This is a genomic window from Asticcacaulis endophyticus (assembly GCF_014652575.1).
Taxonomy (GTDB): Bacteria; Pseudomonadota; Alphaproteobacteria; order Caulobacterales; family Caulobacteraceae; genus Asticcacaulis; species Asticcacaulis endophyticus.
This window is the reverse complement of record NZ_BMZB01000001.1, coordinates 1,619,928-1,637,898: the sequence shown is the minus strand read 5'-3', so window position 1 is coordinate 1,637,898 and position 17,971 is coordinate 1,619,928. Positions and strand designations below refer to the sequence as shown.

Genomic DNA, 17,971 nt, shown 5'->3' with positions numbered 1-17,971 from the left:
TTTTGTGATTACTCTTCGGGCTTCATCCGCGGTCTGAGCGCCGAACGCAGCAGCGACACCAAAAGGATCAATGGCCCCAGCGCCCAGACATAGAGCTTACGCCACAGGGTGTCAGCGCGTTTATTGAAGAAGTACACCAAGCCCTTGCCCTTATTCCACTCCACAAAGGTCGGGGCGACGTGGGAGGTATGGCCTTCGTGGACGACCTCGGCATGGGGATGAAACAGGACGATCCCGCCCATTTTGCGCGCGCGCCAGCACAGGTCGACATCTTCGACATGCAGGAAAAATTCAGGGTCAAAGCCGCCGAGTTTATCGAAATCGGCCTTTGAGATCGCAAAACAGGCCCCCGATATGGTCGGCACCGCCATTGGCGCATCCGGCAGAGGCTTATCGTGGTGATGCAGTTCAAACCCTTCGAGGCCCTGCACGAACCGCTCAAGCCGCAGCAGGGACACCAGCGTCGTCACCGGTGTGACTTCGCCGCGCCGCGCCCCGCGCTGTTCTGTGCCGTCAGTATTGAGCACCCGCGCACCGACGATGCACGGGCTTGGCTGGTCAACCGCTGCCGCCACCAACTTATCCACTGTGCCGCCTTTGAGGGACGCATCCGGGTTGAGGATCACCAGCCACGGCTGACGCGCGGATTTCGCCCCCAGATTAACCGCCCGCCCAAAGCCGATATTGCCGTGGCCCTGAAGCAAGGTCACGCGATTATCGGCGCGCGCCAGCGCTTGAAGTTGCCGTTCGACCTCTGGCGTGGAGCCGTTATCGACCAGTATCAACTCAGCCACCGCCCCATCGCGCAACACATCACGGATGCTGTCAAACAGGATTTTCCCCGTGTGATAGGCAACCATAATCACACTGACGCCGGAGGACGGCGTCGCAATCACAGGCGATGATGAGGGCGCGGCCATATCCACGTTTACGCCTGTTTCAAATCCGGCGGGGTGGCGTCAGTCGCCAGTTGCGCCACGGACGCCTCAACGCTCAGGATCGTCTGACCGTCCGAGCCGAGATGGCGTAAGGCCACCTCACCGGTTTCGGCTTCCTTGCGGCCCACGACCGCGATGACCGGCACCTTAGCGAGGGAATGTTCGCGGATCTTATAGTTGATCTTTTCGTTCCTGAGATCGGTTTCAACCCGCAGACCCGCCGCCCGGTATTTGGCGGCGACGCTCTCGGCATAGTCATTGGCATCGGACGTGATGGGGGCCACCACAATCTGCACCGGGGCCAGCCACAGCGGGAATTTACCGGCAAAGTTTTCGATCATGATGCCGATAAAGCGCTCAAACGACCCCAAAATCGCGCGGTGGAGCATGACCGGACGCTGGCGCGAACCATCCTCCGCCACATATTCGGCATCCAGACGTTCGGGCAGGACGTAATCAAGCTGCAAGGTGCCGCAGGTCCATTCGCGGCCAATGGCGTCCTTGACGATGAAGTCGAGCTTAGGCGCATAGAATGCTCCGTCACCCTCGGCGATGACCGGCTCAACCCCGGCCTTGCGTGCCGCCTCCAGCAACATGCCCTCAGCCTTATCCCAGAATTCATCAGAACCCGCCCGCACTTCGGGGCGTGTCGCCAGATTGATATAGGCCGTTTCCATGCCCAGATCCGAATGAATCATCTGGGTCAGCCGTACAAACTTTTCGGTTTCCTCAACGATTTGGTCTTCGCGGCAAAAGATATGGGCGTCGTCCTGCGTAAAGGCGCGCACTCGCATCAGACCGTGCAGCGACCCGGACGGCTCATAGCGGTGGCAGGCGCCAAACTCGGCCATACGCATCGGCAGTTCTTTGTAAGACCGCAGACCGACCTTAAATATCTGAACGTGGCCGGGGCAGTTCATCGGCTTGAGCGACAGGGTTTCGCCCTCAACCGTCTCGCAGACGAACATATTAGCGCGGTACTTATCCCAGTGGCCGGAATTTTCCCAGAAGGTGCGATCCAGCACCTGCGGCGTCTTGACCTCGGTATAGCCGGCCACATCCAGACGACGGCGCATATAGGCCTCAAGGGTCCGGTACAGCATCCAGCCCTTGGGGTGCCAGAAGACCATGCCGCGGCCTTCTTCCTGCATGTGGAACAGGTTCATAGCGCGGCCGAGCTTACGGTGATCGCGCTTTTCGGCCTCTTCGATGCGGGTGAGGTAGGCTTGCAGGTCGTCTTCGGTCGCCCAGGCCGTGCCATAGATGCGCTGAAGCTGAGCATTGTTCTGATCGCCGCGCCAATAGGCCCCGGCCAGCTTGGTCAGCTTGAACGCCTTACCGACAAAGCGCGACGACGGCATGTGCGGCCCGCGGCACAGGTCTTTCCAGCGCTCGCCGTGGCGATAAACCGTGATCGTTTCCGTCCCCGGCAGGTCGCGGATGATTTCGGCCTTATAGGCTTCGCCGATTTCCTCGAAATGCTTGATGGCGTCGTTGCGGTCCCAGACTTCGCGCACGATTGTCTCGTCGCGGTCGACCAGCTCCTTCATCTTCTTTTCGATTTTGGGCAGGTCATCCAGGCTGAACGGTTCTTCGCGGGCAAAGTCGTAATAAAAGCCATCGTCAATCGACGGGCCAATCGTGACCTGCGTGCCGGGGAACAGCTCCTGTACGGCCTGCGCCAGCAAATGCGCGGCATCGTGACGGATGACCTCAAGCAGTTCCGGCGCGTCGCGGGTCAGGATTTCGATTTTGCCACCGTGATCGAGCGGGCGGTCAAGATCAAGCATTTCACCGTCGATCTTGATGACCGCCGCCTTTTTGGCCAGCGACTTGGAAAGGGACTCCGCGATAGCCCTCCCGGTGGTTCCGGCCTCAAACTCACGTTTGGCGCCATCGGGGAAAATCAGTTCTATCGTCATGCTTTAAGTCACTTTCAGTATGCTCAGCCCCTACAACAGGCCAGAGCGTGGATTGAGCCTCACCCCTACGACAGGCAAAGGCAGTTATTTTTTAGCCTTTTGGTGGCACCGGATCATATCCTGAGCCACCGCCGGGACGACACCGGCAAATCCGTTTGATCCCCATCCATCCGCCTTTTAGCGGGCCGTGGGTGATCAGGGCCTCAGCCGTATAGTCAGAACAGGTCGGCAAAAACCGGCACGCCTGCCCTATCATCGGCGACAGGCCAAGCTTATAAGCCCTGTGGCCAGCCCTGACCGCTTTTACATAGATGTCGGCCATGACAAACGTCCAAACCCATCTGATCGCGCGCACATGAATCTATTTACGACGGTTTGACAAGGACATAGTGGCAAATTCAGGGCGCTAAACCTCAAAAACACGTCGTGGCGGCGGCCTGAGGCATAGGCCATGATCACCATCATAGGCTGTGGGTTGCCAGGACGAAATGTCCGGTGCACCGTCATGCACATAGACCTGAGCATGCGACCATCCGCCCTCACGGCGGGCGGTGCGCACCCACGGCCCAATCTGTCGCATCAGCCGGTCATTGACAACCGGCAGCCTCAGTTTCGCCGCTCCGAACTTAGCTGCGATACGCTTTAAGGCCGTCATGAGGGCTGGCACGGCCTCCGGCGCGTGATCAAGCGCCATAATATCAATGATTTCCAGCGCCACCGGCTCTATGGGGCTGGGCTTATTGAACATGGCCACCGCATAGCCGCCAAAAGCATCTTCCCGGCCAAAACTCAAGGCCACTGGTAAGGTTGTGGCATCAGGGTCGCTTAAGCGCCAGCGCTGAATAGCCGGACTACGATCGGCGATCAGCCGGCCTTCAGACCTAAGCGCCTCCCAGAACCGGCTATAGGCAGAGTAATCCTCAAAATCACTTAAGATGCGCACATTTTCCGGCAGGTTAAGATCAAAAGGCCGCCACAGGGATCGGGGCAGGAAGCGCTCACCAACCTTACGCGCCCAGTCATCATGGCCGCGCACCAACCGCCGCAGCCCCCGCCCGGCCAGACAGGTGATAGGGCCTGTCACCCACGACAGTTTGACATTATGGGTCTCAGCCGGAAACGCCTTAAAACCATAATGGCCATAAAGTTTGTGGGAAATGACATTGGCATTGAGCGTATAGCAGGCCAACATATCCGGCACGGCCAGTATGGCGTGGATAAGGGCGCGACTGGCCCCGCGCGCGGTGGGTGACACCACCAGCGAATGGCCAGTGACCGCATGATACGCGCGCCCGCCCTGCCAGAATCTTTGCGCAAATGCGCCCAGAAACGCTAACACCTCGCCGTCAGATCCCTTAATCACCCAGCCCTGCGGTACGGCGACCTCTGTCAATACCGGATTAGCGGCGATCCAGTCCCAGCCAGCCTCGGATCGCTGCGGCCACCACACCTGTTCCCATAGCCTATTGACCCCGGCCCGATCAGCCCCGTTAAATGGACGTAAGCCGTGCTTGGGAAACAAGGCAGGTGAATGATGAAAGGTCATAACCGGCACCATCGCACGTTAAAGCAACGCCGGAAACAATATCAATCATAGATTGAATTAACGTAAATTACGTTTCTACATATAGCCGTCGGCCTTGAAACGCACCGCGCTGGCCCGGATCAGATCGGCGATATCCTGCGTCAGTTCAGGTGTCAGGCCTTTGAAATTGAACGACGACTTGCCGTTTTGACGGCGTTTCAGGCTGTCGGGTAAGGTGGCCAACATTTCCGGGTGCTGATAGATCGGCATGAGATGAAGGGCCACGATGCTCTTGCGGATTTCAACCCCGCCAAACCACATGCGAAAACCGTCCTTGGCCGCGCGCGGTGAGCCCAGATAATAGCGCATGGGTTCATCGTGCAGCGACACGCAGTCGCGCTCATAGACCAGAAGCATTTGCTTGATGGCCTCGAACGCTTCGGTCAGATTGGTATGCGCCATGTTATGTCCTTATTACCCGCCGATTTTAAGCACGACCTTACCGACATGCTGCCCGGCCTCCAGCCAGGCGTGGGCTTCGCCCGCCTTATCAAGGCTAAATGCCTTTTCGACAACGGTTTTTATCTGGCCCGCGTCAATCAGGGGCCAGACCTGATCGCGCACAGCATGGCTGAGACGGGCTTTTTCATCGGCGGATCGTGGCCGCAAAGTGGAGCCCGTGAGCGTAAGTTGCTTTTGCATGACGCGAAACAGATCAAGCGCCACCTTTGCGCCCGCCCCCACACCGACCTGCACCATCCGGCCTTTAGGTTTCAGGCAGATCAGATTCCGGTCAGTATAATCACCACCGACGATATCAATGACCACATCCGCCCCACCGTAAGCTTTGACAGCTTCCACGAAATCCCCCGCCCCCGCATCAATGACCAGATCAGCCCCAAACGCCGCGACCCGCGCGCACTTATCGGCGCCGCGCACGGTGGTGATGACCTTGGCGCCAAAACCTTTGGCCATCTGGATCGCCATAGATCCGATCCCGGAATTGCCGCCGTGGATCAGTACGGTCTCTCCGGCTTTCAGGCCACCGCCTTCGATCATATTGGCATAGACGGTAAGCGAAACTTCCGGCAGGGTTGCCGCCTCCGCCATCGTAAGACCTTTGGGAATGGGCAGAAGGTGGCGGGCATCGACGCTGACGAACTCAGCATAGCCCCCGCCATTGGTCAGGGCACAGACCTTATCGCCCAGCGTCCACCCCAACAACCGGGCCTCTTCATCGCTAAGGTTCAAGCTCTCAATCGTGCCGGAGACCTCAAGCCCCAATATAGGCGATGCCCCCACAGGTGGCGGGTAGGCCCCGATGCGTTGTAGAATATCGGGACGGTTCACCCCGGCATGGCTGACCCGTATCAGGACATGGCCCGCGGGCGTCTCAGGCCGGGGGGCCTCAGCCACAAAAAGATCATACGGACTTTTCCCGTCATTGTTCACCTGAATCACATGCATGCTGATTCGTTTTCCTTGCAATCTTCGCCTGATACGGGTTTGATGATGATCATAAACAGATAGGGTTCATATTCAACCGATCCCAGTTTTTCGATCTCAGCTATAAGCTAAAATCCGGGGAGGCAGCCTATGATAGATGACGATATTCCGGCTGAACCGCGCGCGCTTACGGCCACCAAAGGCCTTGCGGGCACTCTGTTTCGGGAAGATCTCGACCCGTTCAGCGTCGAAGACCTGACGGCCCGGATTGAGGCGCTGGAGGCCGAAACGATGCGTACCCGCAACGCCCTGACTGCCAAGAAAAGCCAGCGTTCCGCGGCGGATGCGCTTTTCTCCTTTAAGGGGTAGAGGTGCCCAAACCGTAACACGGACAGTCACGGGAATGGCACGGGGGTTGCATCGAATGGGACACAAAGCGATTTGTGACAAGGCCTGCGGGGCATGATATGGTCCGCACGGCTATTATGGTTAAGCGTAGTATGGGTTCGCCCTACATTTATTTGAAGGCAGTCTTTTGATGTCAGATAGTGTCGCCACACAGATAGTTCAGCGCGTTGAAATCGTGCGTGATTTTGCCCGCTCCGACCTGTTTGACCGGACCTTTAAAGAAGGTATGGCTTTGGTCGAAGAGACCGCCGCCTATCTGGATGGCGATGGCCGCAGGGACAGCCGCCTGCTGAACCGCGAAGACGCCTTGGCCTATGCCGGTGAGAGCATGCGCCTGACCACCCGCCTGATGCAGATCGCTTCGTGGCTTTTGGTGCAGCGCGCCGTGCGTGAAGGCGATATGGAAGCCGCCGATGCCTGCGAAGAGCGTTACCGCTTAACACCGGTGCAAAGCAGCTCCGCGGATGGGGCCGAAAAGATGCCCGATGGCCTGATCAGCCTGCTGGACCGTGCCAACCGCCTCTATGATCGCATTTCTCACATGGACAAGCGCATGTTTATTGATGCGGAATCTGAGGTGCCTGCGGTCAATCAGGTGCTGAACCAGATGCAGCTTCTGCAAAATGCCTTTGGGGCGGCTACCGAAGCCCGCCAGTAAGCAGAGCACATACCGAAATGAACAAGGGGCCTTACGGCCCCTTTTTTGTTGCGGGCGGCGACGGTCCGTCGATTTGATGTGGATAGGGTTATCACCACTTTCCACATGCCCCTCACACTGTACTGACTCACCCCAATACTCCCCCATAGGTGCACGGATAAGTATCTGCCCCCTGTGACTTCGCCTCTGGCACGAAGCTTGAAACTCACACTACGAAGCGTCCCGAAACGGAACGCCCAATACGTGAATTCAACAGCCGCACCTTAAGACCAGAAGGGGAATTATTATGGCTACTGATATCGATCTGCACCTCGGCAAACGTCTGCGCCGCCGCCGCCGCCTGCTCGGCCTGACCCAGCAGCAACTGGCCCTGGCCGTTGGTATCCGCTTCCAGCAAATCCAGAAATATGAATGTGGCGCCAACCGCATTTCCGCTGCCCGCCTGTTCCAACTGGCTAAGGCGCTGGAAACCCCGATCAACTACTTCTATGACGGTCTGTCCGATGACCGCACCGAAGTCGCCGCAGTTCAGAACGAAGGCATCGAAGTGTTTTCACGCAAGGAAACCCTCGACCTCATTCAGGCCTATTACCGCCTGTCGGAGCGGCCGCGCCGTCGTCTGCTTGATCTGGCCAAATCGCTTAACGGCGAAAACGATCAAGCTGCATAGTACTTTTAGTTGCGCTAACGCTGCGCTTCTTGAGCGCAGTAACGCTCAAACGCCACGCAGGCACTTCGCATAACGCTCAGGCGGCCAAGTACCTAATTTGGCGCCCTTGCCAAACCTTTTTAAGGTTTGGAGGTTCTGACCACCTGTAAGATTCATGTGTAGTAACTGAGCACACTACCCTTCTGGTCGCATAGCGTCCGGATGATCACTTTCTGACTGGACGATCACGGCGACTGGATTTACATCTGGCCGTCATGACAAAATCCCCGGACTTCGATCATCTGGACGCCTTTGCCCAGACCCTCGCCGCCGCCGCGGCGCGCATTTCGCTGCCGCTGTTTCGCACCCTGTCGCTGGGGGCCGAAAATAAGCTGGACAAAGGCTTTGATCCGGTCACCGAAGCCGACAAAGGGGCCGAACGCGCCATCCGCTCACTCATTTCGGAACATTTCCCCGACCACGGCGTCATCGGCGAAGAATATGGTGAGCATCAGCCCGACGCCGAATTTGTCTGGGTACTTGATCCCATCGATGGCACCCGCGCCTTCATTTCCGGCCTGCCGCTGTGGACGACCCTGATCGGTCTGCGCCACCACAATCGCCCGGTCGTTGGGCTGATTGCCCAGCCCTTTTTAGGTGAAATCTTTATCGGCAGCCCCAATCTGGGCTCACGCTTGATTACCGCCTCCGGTGAAACGCCGCTGAAAGTGCGCGATTGCGGCACACTATCGGCCGCCACCCTTGGCACCACCGACCCCTTCCTGTTCAAAGGCCCTGAGGCCGACGCGTTTGGTTCATTACGAAGTGCGGCCCGTCTTGCGCGCTATGGCTGCGACGCCTATGCCTTTGCCATGGTGGCTCAAGGGACGATGGACATCGCCCTTGAAACCGGCCTGATGGCCTGGGATATCGACGCCATCATTCCGGTGATCGAGAACGCCGGCGGCACCGTCACTGACTGGCACGGCCAACCCGTCGGCGGTTATGGCGGTCAAGTGATCGCGTCGGGCAGCACATCGGTTCGCGATGAAGCCTTAACGCATCTGGGGCGGGCGGCGGCTTAAAACCTTATCCGCCCAAACGGCAACGGCAAACAAAATGCCTGCAAACACTATCAAGCCGACAACATTGATCGCCACCGCCTCATAGCCCAGGGTATGCGCGTCAAACACGGCATATGGATAAATCGTGGTGATCGCACCACGGATCATCACATAGGCCACATAGATGGCAGCCGGTATAAACATCGCCGGAATATCGCGAAAACGTAGCGCACCGTGGGGCTGCACCCACACCCACCACACCAGATAAATGACCGGCGTCACATAATGCAACGCGATGTCGCAGACCTTGAACCACCCTTGCGGATTCCAGGTCTGAGCCAGCATGAAATGGTAGAATATCATAACCAGAGTCATGATCCCGGCCATCATAGCGCGTACCCCGTCGCGCCTGAAACCGTCCAGCCAGCGCCCCTTAAACAGCGCCGACGCATAGATCAGAACCAGCGCCAAATTGGTCAGTATGGTGAAGAAACTGATAAAGAAAACGAAAGCGTCCAACAGGTTATCGCCGTTCACCAATCTTGACGAAATAGTCAAAAAAAGTTGAACACACAGGGCGATAATCCCAACCCCAAGCCCGCCAACGGTTACCAAGCGTTTCATGATGTTCCCCTGCACGTTGTGTTATGACGTAATTATGGTAAGCTATACCAAACACCGGTCAAACTCCGGCCATAAAAAATGTCTAAAAGACTTCACAGCCGTACTTGGTAAACGCCAAAGCGCTGCCTATATGCCCAACTATCATCAGAACGATACAAAATTCTTTTATAACCTTAAGTGTTTAGAGCCTGCAGCCTGAAAAACCGCAACCCGAAACCGTAAGGGATAAATGCCGATGAGCTATATTGCGAATAATTCTCAATTGCGATATGATGAGATCGACACCTATTCTGATCCGTTCGCGTTCACAGGGCTATCGCACCCTGTCAGCGCTTTATTAGACACACCTCATAAGAAGGAGGCCGACATGCTGGGTACCCCTGCCATTAAGCGCTCCACCGCCACCCGCCATTCCATTATTCCCGACCTGTCGCTTGACGACCTGCTTAATGACGAAATGACCCGCATGGTCATGGAAGTCGATGAGGTTGACGAAGACAACTTACGCGAAATGCTGTCGCTGACGGCAGAGTCATTGCGTTTACGGCTTAGCTGAGACTTGCGCCGATCAATAAGCCGCCCTATTTGGCGGGGATGAATATTCGTCCCGCCACTACTGCTGACCATGACGCTATCTGGTCGATCCTTGAGCCTGTCATCCGCGCTGGCGACACCTACGCCCTGCCCCGTGACTGGTCGCGTGAACAAACCTTAAACTACTGGTTTGGCGTCGGTCATTACGTGTTTGTCGCCGAAACCGACGGACAAATTCATAGCGGGCAAATTCTGGGCACCTATTACCTCAAAGCCAACCAAAAAGGTGGTGGCGCCCACGTCGCCAACTGCGGCTATATGACCGCCGTTCATGCCACCGGTAAAGGCGTGGCCCGCGCCATGTGCCAGCACTCGCTTGAGGTGGCTAAAGACATGGGCTTTGCCGCCATGCAGTTCAATTTCGTGGTCTCTACAAACACCCGCGCCGTGGCGCTATGGCACGGGCTGGGCTTTCAGACCCTGACCCGCCTGCCGGACGCTTTCGATCATCCGGTCGAAGGGCTGGTTGATGCCTTAGTCATGTTCCGAAAGCTCTAAACTTTTGACGGCCACGTCCTCAGCAATAAACCCGCCCGTCTGGCGCGCCCATAGCCGCGCATAGAGCCCGCCGGCGGCGGTCAGTTCGCTGTGGGTGCCGACCTCAACAATCCGCCCACCATCCATGACCACCAGGCGATCCATGCGCGCAATCGTGCTGAGGCGGTGGGCGATGGCAATCACCGTCTTGCCCTCCATCAGGTCGATCAGGCTGTCCTGAATCGCGGCCTCGACCTCAGAATCGAGCGCTGAGGTCGCCTCATCCAACACCAGCATCGGCGCATTTTTCAGCAGCACGCGCGCAATGGCAACCCTTTGCCGTTGCCCACCCGACAGCTTGACGCCGCGTTCACCGACATGGGCCTCAAGCCCCGCGCGCCCCTTGGAATCGACCAGAGCCGGTATAAAACTGGCCGCATGGGCACGCGCCGCGGCTTCCATAATCTCCGCATCGCTGGCACCCGGCCGGGCATAGCCGATATTGTCGCGGATTGAGCGGTGCAGCAGCGACGTATCCTGCGTCACCATGCCGATATGGCTGCGCAGGGTTTCCTGCGTCACCGTCGCAATGTCCTGCCCATCGATCAGGATGCGCCCGCCGGTCAGGTCATAGAGGCGCAGGAACAGGTTAACCAGCGTCGACTTACCCGCCCCTGATGGCCCGACCAGACCGATCTTTTCCCCCGGCGCAATGGTCAGGTTGATGCCGTTGAGCGCCGGACGGCCGCTGTCACCATAACCGAACTGCACGTCTTCAAACCGGATTTCGCCCCGCGTTACCACCAGATCAGCAGCCTGTGCAGCATCGATCACCGTATGAGGATGCGAGATGGTTTCCATGCCGTTTTGCACGGTGCCTATATTTTCAAACAGGCTGGTGACCTGAAACATCACCCAGCCGGACATGTTAAGCAATCGCTGAGTCAGAGCCCCTACCAGGGCAATGGCACCGACACTGATGGCGCCATCACGCCACAGCCACACCGCCAAGATGCCCGTAGAAATCAGTAAACTGGCATTCAGCACCGCCACACCGATATCGAGCGTGGTGATCAACCGCTGCTGGGCCTGCCATTTTTTGCCGTTGAAATCGAGCGCTTCGCGCACATAGTCGTCTTCGCGGTGGGTATTGGCAAATAGCTTGACCGTCTGGATGTTGGTGTAGCTGTCAACCACCCGCCCAACCAGTGATGAGCGCGCCTCAGAGCCTTCTTCGGAGGCCTTGGATAACTTGGGTACGAACCGCAGGCACATCAGGACATACAGCGCCATCCAGATGATCACCGGCAGGATCAGGCGTGGATCGGCGGCAAAAAACAGCACGATCGCGCTGGTGAAATAGACGATGACATAAAGGAAGGTGTCACACAGGGTCACCAGCGTGTTGCGCAGGGCCGAGGCCGTATCGACCACCTTTGAGGCCACCCGTCCGGCAAAGTCATTACTGAAAAAGCTCAAAGATTGCCGCACGACATGGCGGTGCGACTGCCAGCGGATCAGGGTCGGAAAATTAGAGGTGATCGCCTGTTGCAGGATCAGCGAATGTAAGCCCAACAGTGCGGGCGATAAAACACCCAGCACCAGCAGCATGATGATGAACTCGCGGCCATGCAGAGCCCAAAGCTGTGCCGGATCGGCGTGGGTCAATATGTCGATGACCCGCGCGATGTACTGAAACACCATCACTTCGGTCAGGGTGAACAACAGCCCGACCACCAGCAATACCGCAAAAACCGGCCAGACCTGACGCAGGAAATGGGTGAAAAATCCGCGCACGGTCGTGGGCGGCGTTGCGGCCTGATAGTCCTTAAACGGCTTAATCAGGCTCTCAAAAAAGGTAAATACGGGTGCGAGTATCATCATGAACCTGACTGGGCTTTGTAGGTGTTTATACCGCCCGTATGTCAGTTGATGACATGATCATGCTGCTTAGACATGAAAAAGGGCGGGAGTTTAATCCCGCCCTTCCTTAATCCGGATATCGTGCGGGTATTATTTCTTGCCGAACAGACGTGCCCAGAAACCGGGCTTGCTCTGTGTAACGGCGGCCTTGGCGTCCGCGGCGACCTCTTCGACCTTGGCTTCGATCTTATCAAAGGTCGGCTTAGCGGCCTTAACAGCCTCATCAAGCTTAGCCTGGGCATCATCCAGAACGTCATCGATCTTGGCCTTAGCCTGATTGATGGCAGGCGTTGCCGCCTTTACGGCGTCATCAACCTTATCTTCAACCGCATCGATGACCTTCGTAGCTTCTTTGCGGGCCTTATCGAGCGCGGGCTGGGCAGCCTTGATGGCATCGTCGATTTTGTCCTGCGCGGCATCAATCGCCTTTTCGGCCTCTTTTTGAGCCTTGGCGATGACGGGCTTGGCCTTGGCCACAGCCTTATCGGTCGCTTTGGCGGCGGTCTTCTTGGCATCAGCCACAGCGGCTTCTACCTTTTTGGTCGCCGCTTTCACGGTCTTTTCGACGTTTTTCTCAGCCGTCTTTACGACCTTAGCCGCCTTGACTTCGGTCTTGGCTGCGGCTTTGGAAACCTTTTGGGTCTCAGCGACTACGGCCTTTTTGGTGTCGGCCACGATCGGCTTTACCTCGGCAGCGGCTTTTTTAACCGTCGTCTTCGCGGCGGTTGTCGCTTTCTTGGCGGTAGCCGCCGTTGTCTTGGCTGCGGACTTTACGGTCTTTTCAGCACTGGCCACAGCTTTTTCCGCCGCCGCCTTCACGGCCGGAGCCTTACGCGCGATGGTCTTTTTTACACCGGCATCGGCCGGGATTTCTGTTTCCGTCGTCGTCTTTTTCGTGGTAGCTCTCGCCATCAATCTTATCCCATCGCTCAAACGCAGTCGTCGAATCTCCTTAGCCTATCTGACTCTGCGCTCTTAATCAATTGCGTACAAAGAACATAAAGCAACATGACCTACCATCCTCAGCAAATCGTCGCCCGTGGCCCCCGCGCCGTTGCCGAAGCCGCAGCCAGCGCCATTGACGACGACGCCTTCCTCGAAGGGGCGACCTATTCCATCCTTGAGGAAGATGAGGACAAAAACATCTGGCGCATCGATGCCTTCCCGACCACTGAGGAAGAGTCTGAGCGTTTACAAGAGGTTTTGGCCGATTACGCTGACCTGAAACTCACCACTGAACAACTGGCCGATGCCGATTGGCTGGCTATGGCGCTGTCAGGTTTGCCGCCGGTTCGGGCGGGGCGTTTCTTTGTCTACGGCGCCCACGACCGCGGCAAACGACCACTAAGCGCCGTCAATCTGCGCATCGAAGCCGGTGCGGCCTTTGGTACCGGCCACCACGGCACGACGGTGGGTTGCCTCATGGCGTATAATGATCTGCTGAAAAAACACCGATTTGAGCGCGTGCTCGATGTCGGCGCAGGCACCGGCGTCCTTGCCATTGCCGCGGCCAAAACCGGCACCAAGTTCGCCGTCGGTACCGATATCGACCCGATCAGCGTGCGTATTTCCAATGAGAACACCAAGCTCAATCAGGCCAAGGCTCGCTTTGTGTGGGCCAATGGCCTGAACCATAAGGACGTGCGTCAGGACGCCCCCTATGATCTGGTGTTCGCCAATATTCTGGCACGGCCTCTGGTGGGCCTGTCGCACTCTATCCGCGGCGCGCTTAAGCCCGGCGGGGTCGTCATCCTGTCCGGCCTGCTGCGTACGCAGGAGCGGTTCGTCAAGGGCGCCTATCTGTCGCATGGCTTTAAGGTCGTGCGCCGCATCCACCGCGACGCCTGGTGCACGCTGGTCATGCAAAAAGTCTGATAAGGCCCGCTTAACCATTCCACCTAATACTCCAGTTTAAGTCAAACCAGTGTGAGTTCAGGGCGATGAAAACGGCAATCTACGGTGCAGGCAAAAGCGGGCGCGTCCTGCTGGGCGAGATGGCGCAGCGCGGTGAAACGGCAGATTTCTTCATTGATGAATTTTCGCCGGAGCCGCAGGTCAGCGGCCTGCCCGTCAAACGCATGGCTGACATCGCCGACAAGGGCGACATCCGGTTGATGGTGTCGCTGCATAACGGCACACCGTCAGCAACCGATATCCACACCTTTCTGGCCGACAGCCTGTCGCGTCAGGGATTTGGCGAAATCCATCAGTGGCAGGATCTGGCGCTGATCTACCCCGCCCTGATCGATGCGGTCGCAAGCCACAGCGTCAACCCTAATGAGCCCGGCCTCAAGGTCTTTCGCGATATGCTGAGCGATGACATAAGCCGCGAAATCCTTGATACCGTTATCGCCTTTCGCCAGAATTTCCAAGGCCCGCTCACCGGTTTGCCCGATCAATATGCGCCCTATTTTCCGGCGGGGATTGATGTTTTTCGCGGTATAAAGTCCCTTCGGTTTGCCGATTGCGGCGCCTATGATGGCGACACGATCCAGAGCGCGCTCAAGAAATCGCCGGTGCCGGTGTCGTGGTTTGCCGCCTTTGAGCCCGACCCCGACATTTTTGAGCGCCTGTGCGCACGAATAGGCGGATTGAAACCCCAGTTTGAAGATACCGATTTCTGGCTTTTGCCATTCGGGGCCTGGTCAAAGAATGATGTGCTGAAATTCAACGCCCTCAATACGGTGTGCAGTTCGTTCATGATCGGCGTTGAGACTGCGCCGGTTACGATTTCAGTGCCGGTCGTGTCGTTGGATGCGACCTTAAGTGCATCCCCGCCCAACTTCATCAAGATGGATATTGAAGGGGCCGAGATCGAGGCGATCACTGGTGCGCGCCATATAATTGAGACCTATCGGCCAACGCTGGCGCTTAGCATCTATCACCTGTCCCATCATCTGTGGGAAATTCCGGCGATGATCAAAAGCTATTATCCGGGCTATGAGATGTACCTGCGCCACCATTCGGCCTTTGTGCCCGATACAGTGCTTTATTGCATCGCGCCTGACGGGCCGCTTGTCACCGGGTAGTTACAGTCGTAAATATGGGGAGATTGTTTAGGAAGCCCTCCCATGCCCGCAGACACCGCCTTTCAGACCTTTGATGTCACCACCCATCCGTCGCAGGGCGTCACCAACGTCGCGGCCCTGCGCGCGCAAATGACGGCCATGGGGCTGTACGGCTTTATCATCCCCCATGAGGATGAGCATCAAAACGAATATCTGCCCGACGCCAATGAACGGCTGGCGTGGGTGTCAGGTTTTACCGGCTCGGCCGGGGCAGCGATTGTGTTTCAAGATAAGGCGATCCTGTTTGCCGATGGCCGCTACACCCTGCAATCGCGCGAGCAGACCGATCCGTCGGTGTTCAGCGTCGAAGATTTTAACGGCATGGCGTCCCTTGCTGAACAGTTAGCCTTAGTCCCCAAAGGGGCGGTCATCGGCTATGATCCGGCCCTGCACAGCCCCGATGGCCTGAAAACCCTGAAAGCGGCGGCCGATCAGGCGGGGCTGACGCTAAAGGCCACGTCGCCCAACCCGCTTGATCTGGCGTGGGGAGAGGCCCGTCCGCCCCAGCCCGCTGCCCCCGTCGTGCCGCACCCGATTGAATTTGCAGGGGTATCGTCCGCCGATAAGCGCCACGGCCTTGCCGAAACGCTCAGAGCCAAGGGTGCCAAAGCCGCCCTTATCACCGCCCCGTCATCGCTGGCGTGGCTGTTTAATATTCGCGGCGGCGATGTCATCCGCTCGCCCCTGCCGCTGGGTCAGGCGATCCTGTTCGATGATGGCCGCGCGCAGATTTTCCTTGAACCGGCCAAGGTGACCGAGGGTCTGGGTGAGTGGCTGGGTAACGAAGTCTCGCTGCTGACGCCCGCCGATATCGCCTCGGCTTTGGCTGACCTGAGCGGCCACAGCGTTTTGATCGATCCGGCGATTTCGTCGGCTTACTGGTTTGAGGCCCTGACTTCTGCGGGTGCCACCACCGTCCCCGCCGACGATATCTGCGCCCTGCCGCGCGCCTGCAAGAATGAGACGGAACTCAAAGGCACCACCGCCGCCCATATCCGCGATGGCGCGATCCTGACGACCTTCCTGCACTGGGTCGCCACAGAGGCGCAAACCACCCTGCCGTCGGAAATCGAATTGGCGCAAAAGCTGGAGTCCCTTCGCATCGCCTCCGGCCGCGTCAAAGACCTGTCGTTCGATACCATATCCGGCTTTGGCCCGCACGGCGCCTTGCCCCACTACCGCGTCACGACGGCCTCGGATATCCGCATCGCCAAGGGCAATTTGCTGTTGGTCGATTCCGGCGCACAGTCTGAGGATGGCACCACCGATGTCACCCGCACGATGGCGATCGGTGAGCCCAACCTTGAGCACAAACGCATGTTCACCCTGGTGCTCAAAGGCCATATTGCGCTGGCGACCGTGCGTTTTCCGGCAGGCACAACGGGGACGCATCTTGACGCCTTGGCCCGGCAATATCTGTGGGCGGGCGGGTTTGACTATGATCACGGCACCGGCCACGGCGTCGGCGTCTATCTGGGGGTCCACGAAGGCCCGCAGCGGATTTCAAAGGCCCTCAACCGCTATCCGCTGCAAACCGGCATGATCGTTTCCAATGAGCCCGGATTTTACAAAGCCGGTGAGTTCGGCATCCGGATTGAGAACCTGCAGTACGTGACCAAACCCACGCCCATCGACGGCGGTGAACGCCCGATGCACGGCTTTGAAAACCTGACGTGGGCGCCGATTGACCGCAACCTGATCGAGGTCTCGCTGCTGACCGAGGCTGAGCGCGCCTATATGGATGCCTACCACGCCAGGACCTTTGACCTGCTGAAAGACCTCGTCGCCCCCGACGTCCGCGAGTGGCTCAAAACCGTCTGCGCCCCCCTCTAACCCCGTCCGTAAAGCGGCATATTGGTCGCCATGATGGTCACGAACGGCATATTGGCTTCCGGCGGCAGGTTCGCCATATGCACCACCGTATAGGCCACATGGGCCACGTCCATACGCGGCTCAGGGCGGATGCCGCCGTCGGCCTGCAGCACGCCCGACGCCATCGCTTCGGACATATCCGTGACCGCATTGCCGATATCGATCTGGGCCGCGGTGATGCCAAACGGGCGGCCATCGAGGATGATCGATTTGGTCAGCCCAGTTACAGCGTGCTTTGACATCACATAGGGCGCGGCATGAGGCCGCGGCGCATAGGCCGATATCGAGCCATTATTGATGATGCGCCCGCCTTGTGGGGTTTGTGCTTTCATAGCGCGGATGGCTTCACGCGCGCACAACATAGCGCCGGTGACATTGGTGTCGATGACGGCCTTGGCCCGCGCCCAGTCGAGGTCTTCGAGTGGCACGGCCGCAGCGCTTACCCCGGCATTGTTGAACAGCATATCGACTCGCCCGAATCGGTTGATTGTTGCCTCAAACAGTCCAGCAACTGAGGCTTCGTCGGTGACATCTGTAGGGACACACAGGGTTTCGCCCGCGCATAACTCTGCGGTGTCTTTGAGCGCGGCCTTCCGTCGCCCGGCCAGAACCAGCGACCATCCGGCCTGCGATAAAGCCACCGCGACGGCCCGGCCTATGCCGCTGCCTGCGCCCGTGATGACGGCGATTTTCGTTTTATATGTCATACCTATTTACCCCCTCTAAGCGCAAATCAATGATTTGCACTTAGCTCCCCCTGCAACAGGGGGAGTTCTAAAAAACAAATCTCCAAGAACTCCCCC

Annotated in this window: 19 protein-coding genes; 9 read left to right on the top strand and 10 right to left on the bottom strand. The window is 57.9% G+C overall.

Going from position 1 to position 17,971, the window contains the following annotated elements; genetic code table 11:
* Nucleotides 1-8: 8 nt before the first annotated feature.
* The 6 genes from IE102_RS07345 to IE102_RS07320 form a co-directional block, all read right to left on the bottom strand.
* A complete protein-coding gene (locus IE102_RS07345; RefSeq protein WP_189485744.1) occupies nucleotides 9-920 on the bottom strand; it encodes a glycosyltransferase family 2 protein in 912 nt (303 codons plus the stop codon).
* Nucleotides 921-928: 8 nt separating this feature from the next.
* Nucleotides 929-2,860: a threonine--tRNA ligase gene (gene thrS, locus IE102_RS07340; RefSeq protein WP_189485743.1), complete on the bottom strand. Its 1,932-nt coding sequence runs from the start codon at nucleotides 2,858-2,860 to the stop codon at nucleotides 929-931.
* A 91-nt stretch (nucleotides 2,861-2,951) separates the two neighbouring features.
* Complete coding sequence (gene yidD / locus IE102_RS07335) at nucleotides 2,952-3,182, bottom strand: membrane protein insertion efficiency factor YidD (protein ID WP_189485742.1); 231 nt, start codon at nucleotides 3,180-3,182, stop codon at nucleotides 2,952-2,954.
* A gap of 84 nt (nucleotides 3,183-3,266) precedes the next feature.
* Nucleotides 3,267-4,406 (bottom strand): N-acetyltransferase, encoded by a 1,140-nt coding sequence (locus tag IE102_RS07330; RefSeq protein WP_189485741.1) that lies wholly within the window; start codon nucleotides 4,404-4,406, stop codon nucleotides 3,267-3,269.
* 75 nt (nucleotides 4,407-4,481) lie between these two features.
* Nucleotides 4,482-4,847 carry a hypothetical protein gene (locus tag IE102_RS07325; protein ID WP_189485740.1) on the bottom strand — a complete coding sequence of 122 codons (366 nt, stop codon included), beginning with the start codon at nucleotides 4,845-4,847 and terminating at the stop codon, nucleotides 4,482-4,484.
* A gap of 12 nt (nucleotides 4,848-4,859) precedes the next feature.
* Nucleotides 4,860-5,801, bottom strand: coding sequence for an NAD(P)H-quinone oxidoreductase (locus tag IE102_RS07320; protein WP_229807607.1), 942 nt, complete (start codon nucleotides 5,799-5,801; stop codon nucleotides 4,860-4,862).
* Between the two features lie 180 nt (nucleotides 5,802-5,981).
* Here IE102_RS07320 and IE102_RS07315 point away from each other — a divergent pair, with 180 nt between their 5' ends.
* The 4 genes from IE102_RS07315 to hisN all read left to right on the top strand — a co-directional run bounded on the left by IE102_RS07315 (nucleotide 5,982) and on the right by hisN (nucleotide 8,631).
* On the top strand, nucleotides 5,982-6,200 hold the full coding sequence (locus tag IE102_RS07315) for a DUF1192 domain-containing protein (RefSeq protein WP_189485738.1): 219 nt from the start codon (nucleotides 5,982-5,984) through the stop codon (nucleotides 6,198-6,200).
* Nucleotides 6,201-6,369: 169 nt separating this feature from the next.
* The gene (gene rcdA / locus IE102_RS07310) at nucleotides 6,370-6,897 is read left to right on the top strand and encodes a protease adaptor protein RcdA (RefSeq protein ID WP_189485737.1); all 528 of its coding nucleotides are present in this window, start codon (nucleotides 6,370-6,372) and stop codon (nucleotides 6,895-6,897) included.
* Between the two features lie 286 nt (nucleotides 6,898-7,183).
* Nucleotides 7,184-7,567, top strand: a complete 384-nt coding sequence (locus IE102_RS07305; protein WP_189485736.1) for a helix-turn-helix domain-containing protein — start codon at nucleotides 7,184-7,186, stop codon at nucleotides 7,565-7,567.
* A gap of 254 nt (nucleotides 7,568-7,821) precedes the next feature.
* Nucleotides 7,822-8,631, top strand: a complete 810-nt coding sequence (gene hisN / locus IE102_RS07300; protein ID WP_189485735.1) for a histidinol-phosphatase — start codon at nucleotides 7,822-7,824, stop codon at nucleotides 8,629-8,631.
* Here hisN and IE102_RS07295 read toward each other — a convergent pair.
* Entirely contained in the window at nucleotides 8,602-9,234 is a 633-nt protein-coding gene (locus IE102_RS07295; protein ID WP_189485734.1) for a Pr6Pr family membrane protein, read from the bottom strand. The two genes, hisN and IE102_RS07295, sit on opposite strands and share 30 nt — an antisense overlap.
* Nucleotides 9,235-9,469: 235 nt before the next feature.
* On the opposite strand from IE102_RS07295, the gene IE102_RS07290 reads away from it, so the two are divergent.
* Together IE102_RS07290 and IE102_RS07285 are read left to right on the top strand one after the other, a co-directional pair.
* Nucleotides 9,470-9,790 (top strand): hypothetical protein, encoded by a 321-nt coding sequence (locus tag IE102_RS07290; protein WP_189485733.1) that lies wholly within the window; start codon nucleotides 9,470-9,472, stop codon nucleotides 9,788-9,790.
* A gap of 38 nt (nucleotides 9,791-9,828) precedes the next feature.
* Nucleotides 9,829-10,326, top strand: a complete 498-nt coding sequence (locus tag IE102_RS07285) for a GNAT family N-acetyltransferase (protein ID WP_189485732.1) — start codon at nucleotides 9,829-9,831, stop codon at nucleotides 10,324-10,326.
* On the opposite strand, the gene IE102_RS07280 is transcribed toward IE102_RS07285, so the two are convergent.
* The gene (locus IE102_RS07280; protein WP_229807606.1) at nucleotides 10,303-12,189 is read right to left on the bottom strand and encodes an ABC transporter ATP-binding protein; all 1,887 of its coding nucleotides are present in this window, start codon (nucleotides 12,187-12,189) and stop codon (nucleotides 10,303-10,305) included. The two genes, IE102_RS07285 and IE102_RS07280, sit on opposite strands and share 24 nt — an antisense overlap.
* 129 nt (nucleotides 12,190-12,318) lie before the next feature.
* The gene (locus tag IE102_RS07275) at nucleotides 12,319-13,140 is read right to left on the bottom strand and encodes a hypothetical protein (protein WP_189485731.1); all 822 of its coding nucleotides are present in this window, start codon (nucleotides 13,138-13,140) and stop codon (nucleotides 12,319-12,321) included.
* A 96-nt stretch (nucleotides 13,141-13,236) separates the two neighbouring features.
* Here IE102_RS07275 and IE102_RS07270 point away from each other — a divergent pair, with 96 nt between their 5' ends.
* The 3 genes from IE102_RS07270 to IE102_RS07260 all read left to right on the top strand — a co-directional run bounded on the left by IE102_RS07270 (nucleotide 13,237) and on the right by IE102_RS07260 (nucleotide 17,129).
* Complete coding sequence (locus IE102_RS07270) at nucleotides 13,237-14,103, top strand: 50S ribosomal protein L11 methyltransferase (protein WP_189485730.1); 867 nt, start codon at nucleotides 13,237-13,239, stop codon at nucleotides 14,101-14,103.
* Nucleotides 14,104-14,168: 65 nt separating this feature from the next.
* Nucleotides 14,169-15,257 carry an FkbM family methyltransferase gene (locus IE102_RS07265; protein WP_189485729.1) on the top strand — a complete coding sequence of 363 codons (1,089 nt, stop codon included), beginning with the start codon at nucleotides 14,169-14,171 and terminating at the stop codon, nucleotides 15,255-15,257.
* A 42-nt stretch (nucleotides 15,258-15,299) separates the two neighbouring features.
* Nucleotides 15,300-17,129, top strand: coding sequence for an aminopeptidase P family protein (locus IE102_RS07260; RefSeq protein ID WP_189485728.1), 1,830 nt, complete (start codon nucleotides 15,300-15,302; stop codon nucleotides 17,127-17,129).
* Here the strand turns inward: IE102_RS07260 and IE102_RS07255 are convergent.
* A complete protein-coding gene (locus IE102_RS07255; protein WP_189485727.1) occupies nucleotides 17,126-17,875 on the bottom strand; it encodes an SDR family oxidoreductase in 750 nt (249 codons plus the stop codon). The genes IE102_RS07260 and IE102_RS07255 overlap by 4 nt on opposite strands.
* Nucleotides 17,876-17,971: the final 96 nt, after the last annotated feature.

Excerpts from the sequence above, each read along its gene's own strand:
- rcdA (WP_189485737.1), top strand. The coding sequence starts at position 6,370 with ATGTCAGATAGTGTCGCCACACAGATAGTTCAGCGCGTTGAAATCGTG.
- IE102_RS07275 (WP_189485731.1), bottom strand. The coding sequence starts at position 13,140 with ATGGCGAGAGCTACCACGAAAAAGACGACGACGGAAACAGAAATCCCG.
- IE102_RS07265 (WP_189485729.1), top strand. The coding sequence starts at position 14,169 with ATGAAAACGGCAATCTACGGTGCAGGCAAAAGCGGGCGCGTCCTGCTG.
- IE102_RS07285 (WP_189485732.1), top strand. The coding sequence starts at position 9,829 with ATGAATATTCGTCCCGCCACTACTGCTGACCATGACGCTATCTGGTCG.
- IE102_RS07330 (WP_189485741.1), bottom strand. The coding sequence starts at position 4,406 with ATGACCTTTCATCATTCACCTGCCTTGTTTCCCAAGCACGGCTTACGT.
- IE102_RS07295 (WP_189485734.1), bottom strand. The coding sequence starts at position 9,234 with ATGAAACGCTTGGTAACCGTTGGCGGGCTTGGGGTTGGGATTATCGCC.
- hisN (WP_189485735.1), top strand. The coding sequence starts at position 7,822 with ATGACAAAATCCCCGGACTTCGATCATCTGGACGCCTTTGCCCAGACC.
- IE102_RS07255 (WP_189485727.1), bottom strand. The coding sequence starts at position 17,875 with ATGACATATAAAACGAAAATCGCCGTCATCACGGGCGCAGGCAGCGGC.
- IE102_RS07290 (WP_189485733.1), top strand. The coding sequence starts at position 9,470 with ATGAGCTATATTGCGAATAATTCTCAATTGCGATATGATGAGATCGAC.
- IE102_RS07260 (WP_189485728.1), top strand. The coding sequence starts at position 15,300 with ATGCCCGCAGACACCGCCTTTCAGACCTTTGATGTCACCACCCATCCG.
- IE102_RS07270 (WP_189485730.1), top strand. The coding sequence starts at position 13,237 with ATGACCTACCATCCTCAGCAAATCGTCGCCCGTGGCCCCCGCGCCGTT.
- IE102_RS07305 (WP_189485736.1), top strand. The coding sequence starts at position 7,184 with ATGGCTACTGATATCGATCTGCACCTCGGCAAACGTCTGCGCCGCCGC.
- IE102_RS07345 (WP_189485744.1), bottom strand. The coding sequence starts at position 920 with ATGGCCGCGCCCTCATCATCGCCTGTGATTGCGACGCCGTCCTCCGGC.
- yidD (WP_189485742.1), bottom strand. The coding sequence starts at position 3,182 with ATGGCCGACATCTATGTAAAAGCGGTCAGGGCTGGCCACAGGGCTTAT.
- IE102_RS07315 (WP_189485738.1), top strand. The coding sequence starts at position 5,982 with ATGATAGATGACGATATTCCGGCTGAACCGCGCGCGCTTACGGCCACC.
- thrS (WP_189485743.1), bottom strand. The coding sequence starts at position 2,860 with ATGACGATAGAACTGATTTTCCCCGATGGCGCCAAACGTGAGTTTGAG.
- IE102_RS07280 (WP_229807606.1), bottom strand. The coding sequence starts at position 12,189 with ATGATGATACTCGCACCCGTATTTACCTTTTTTGAGAGCCTGATTAAG.
- IE102_RS07325 (WP_189485740.1), bottom strand. The coding sequence starts at position 4,847 with ATGGCGCATACCAATCTGACCGAAGCGTTCGAGGCCATCAAGCAAATG.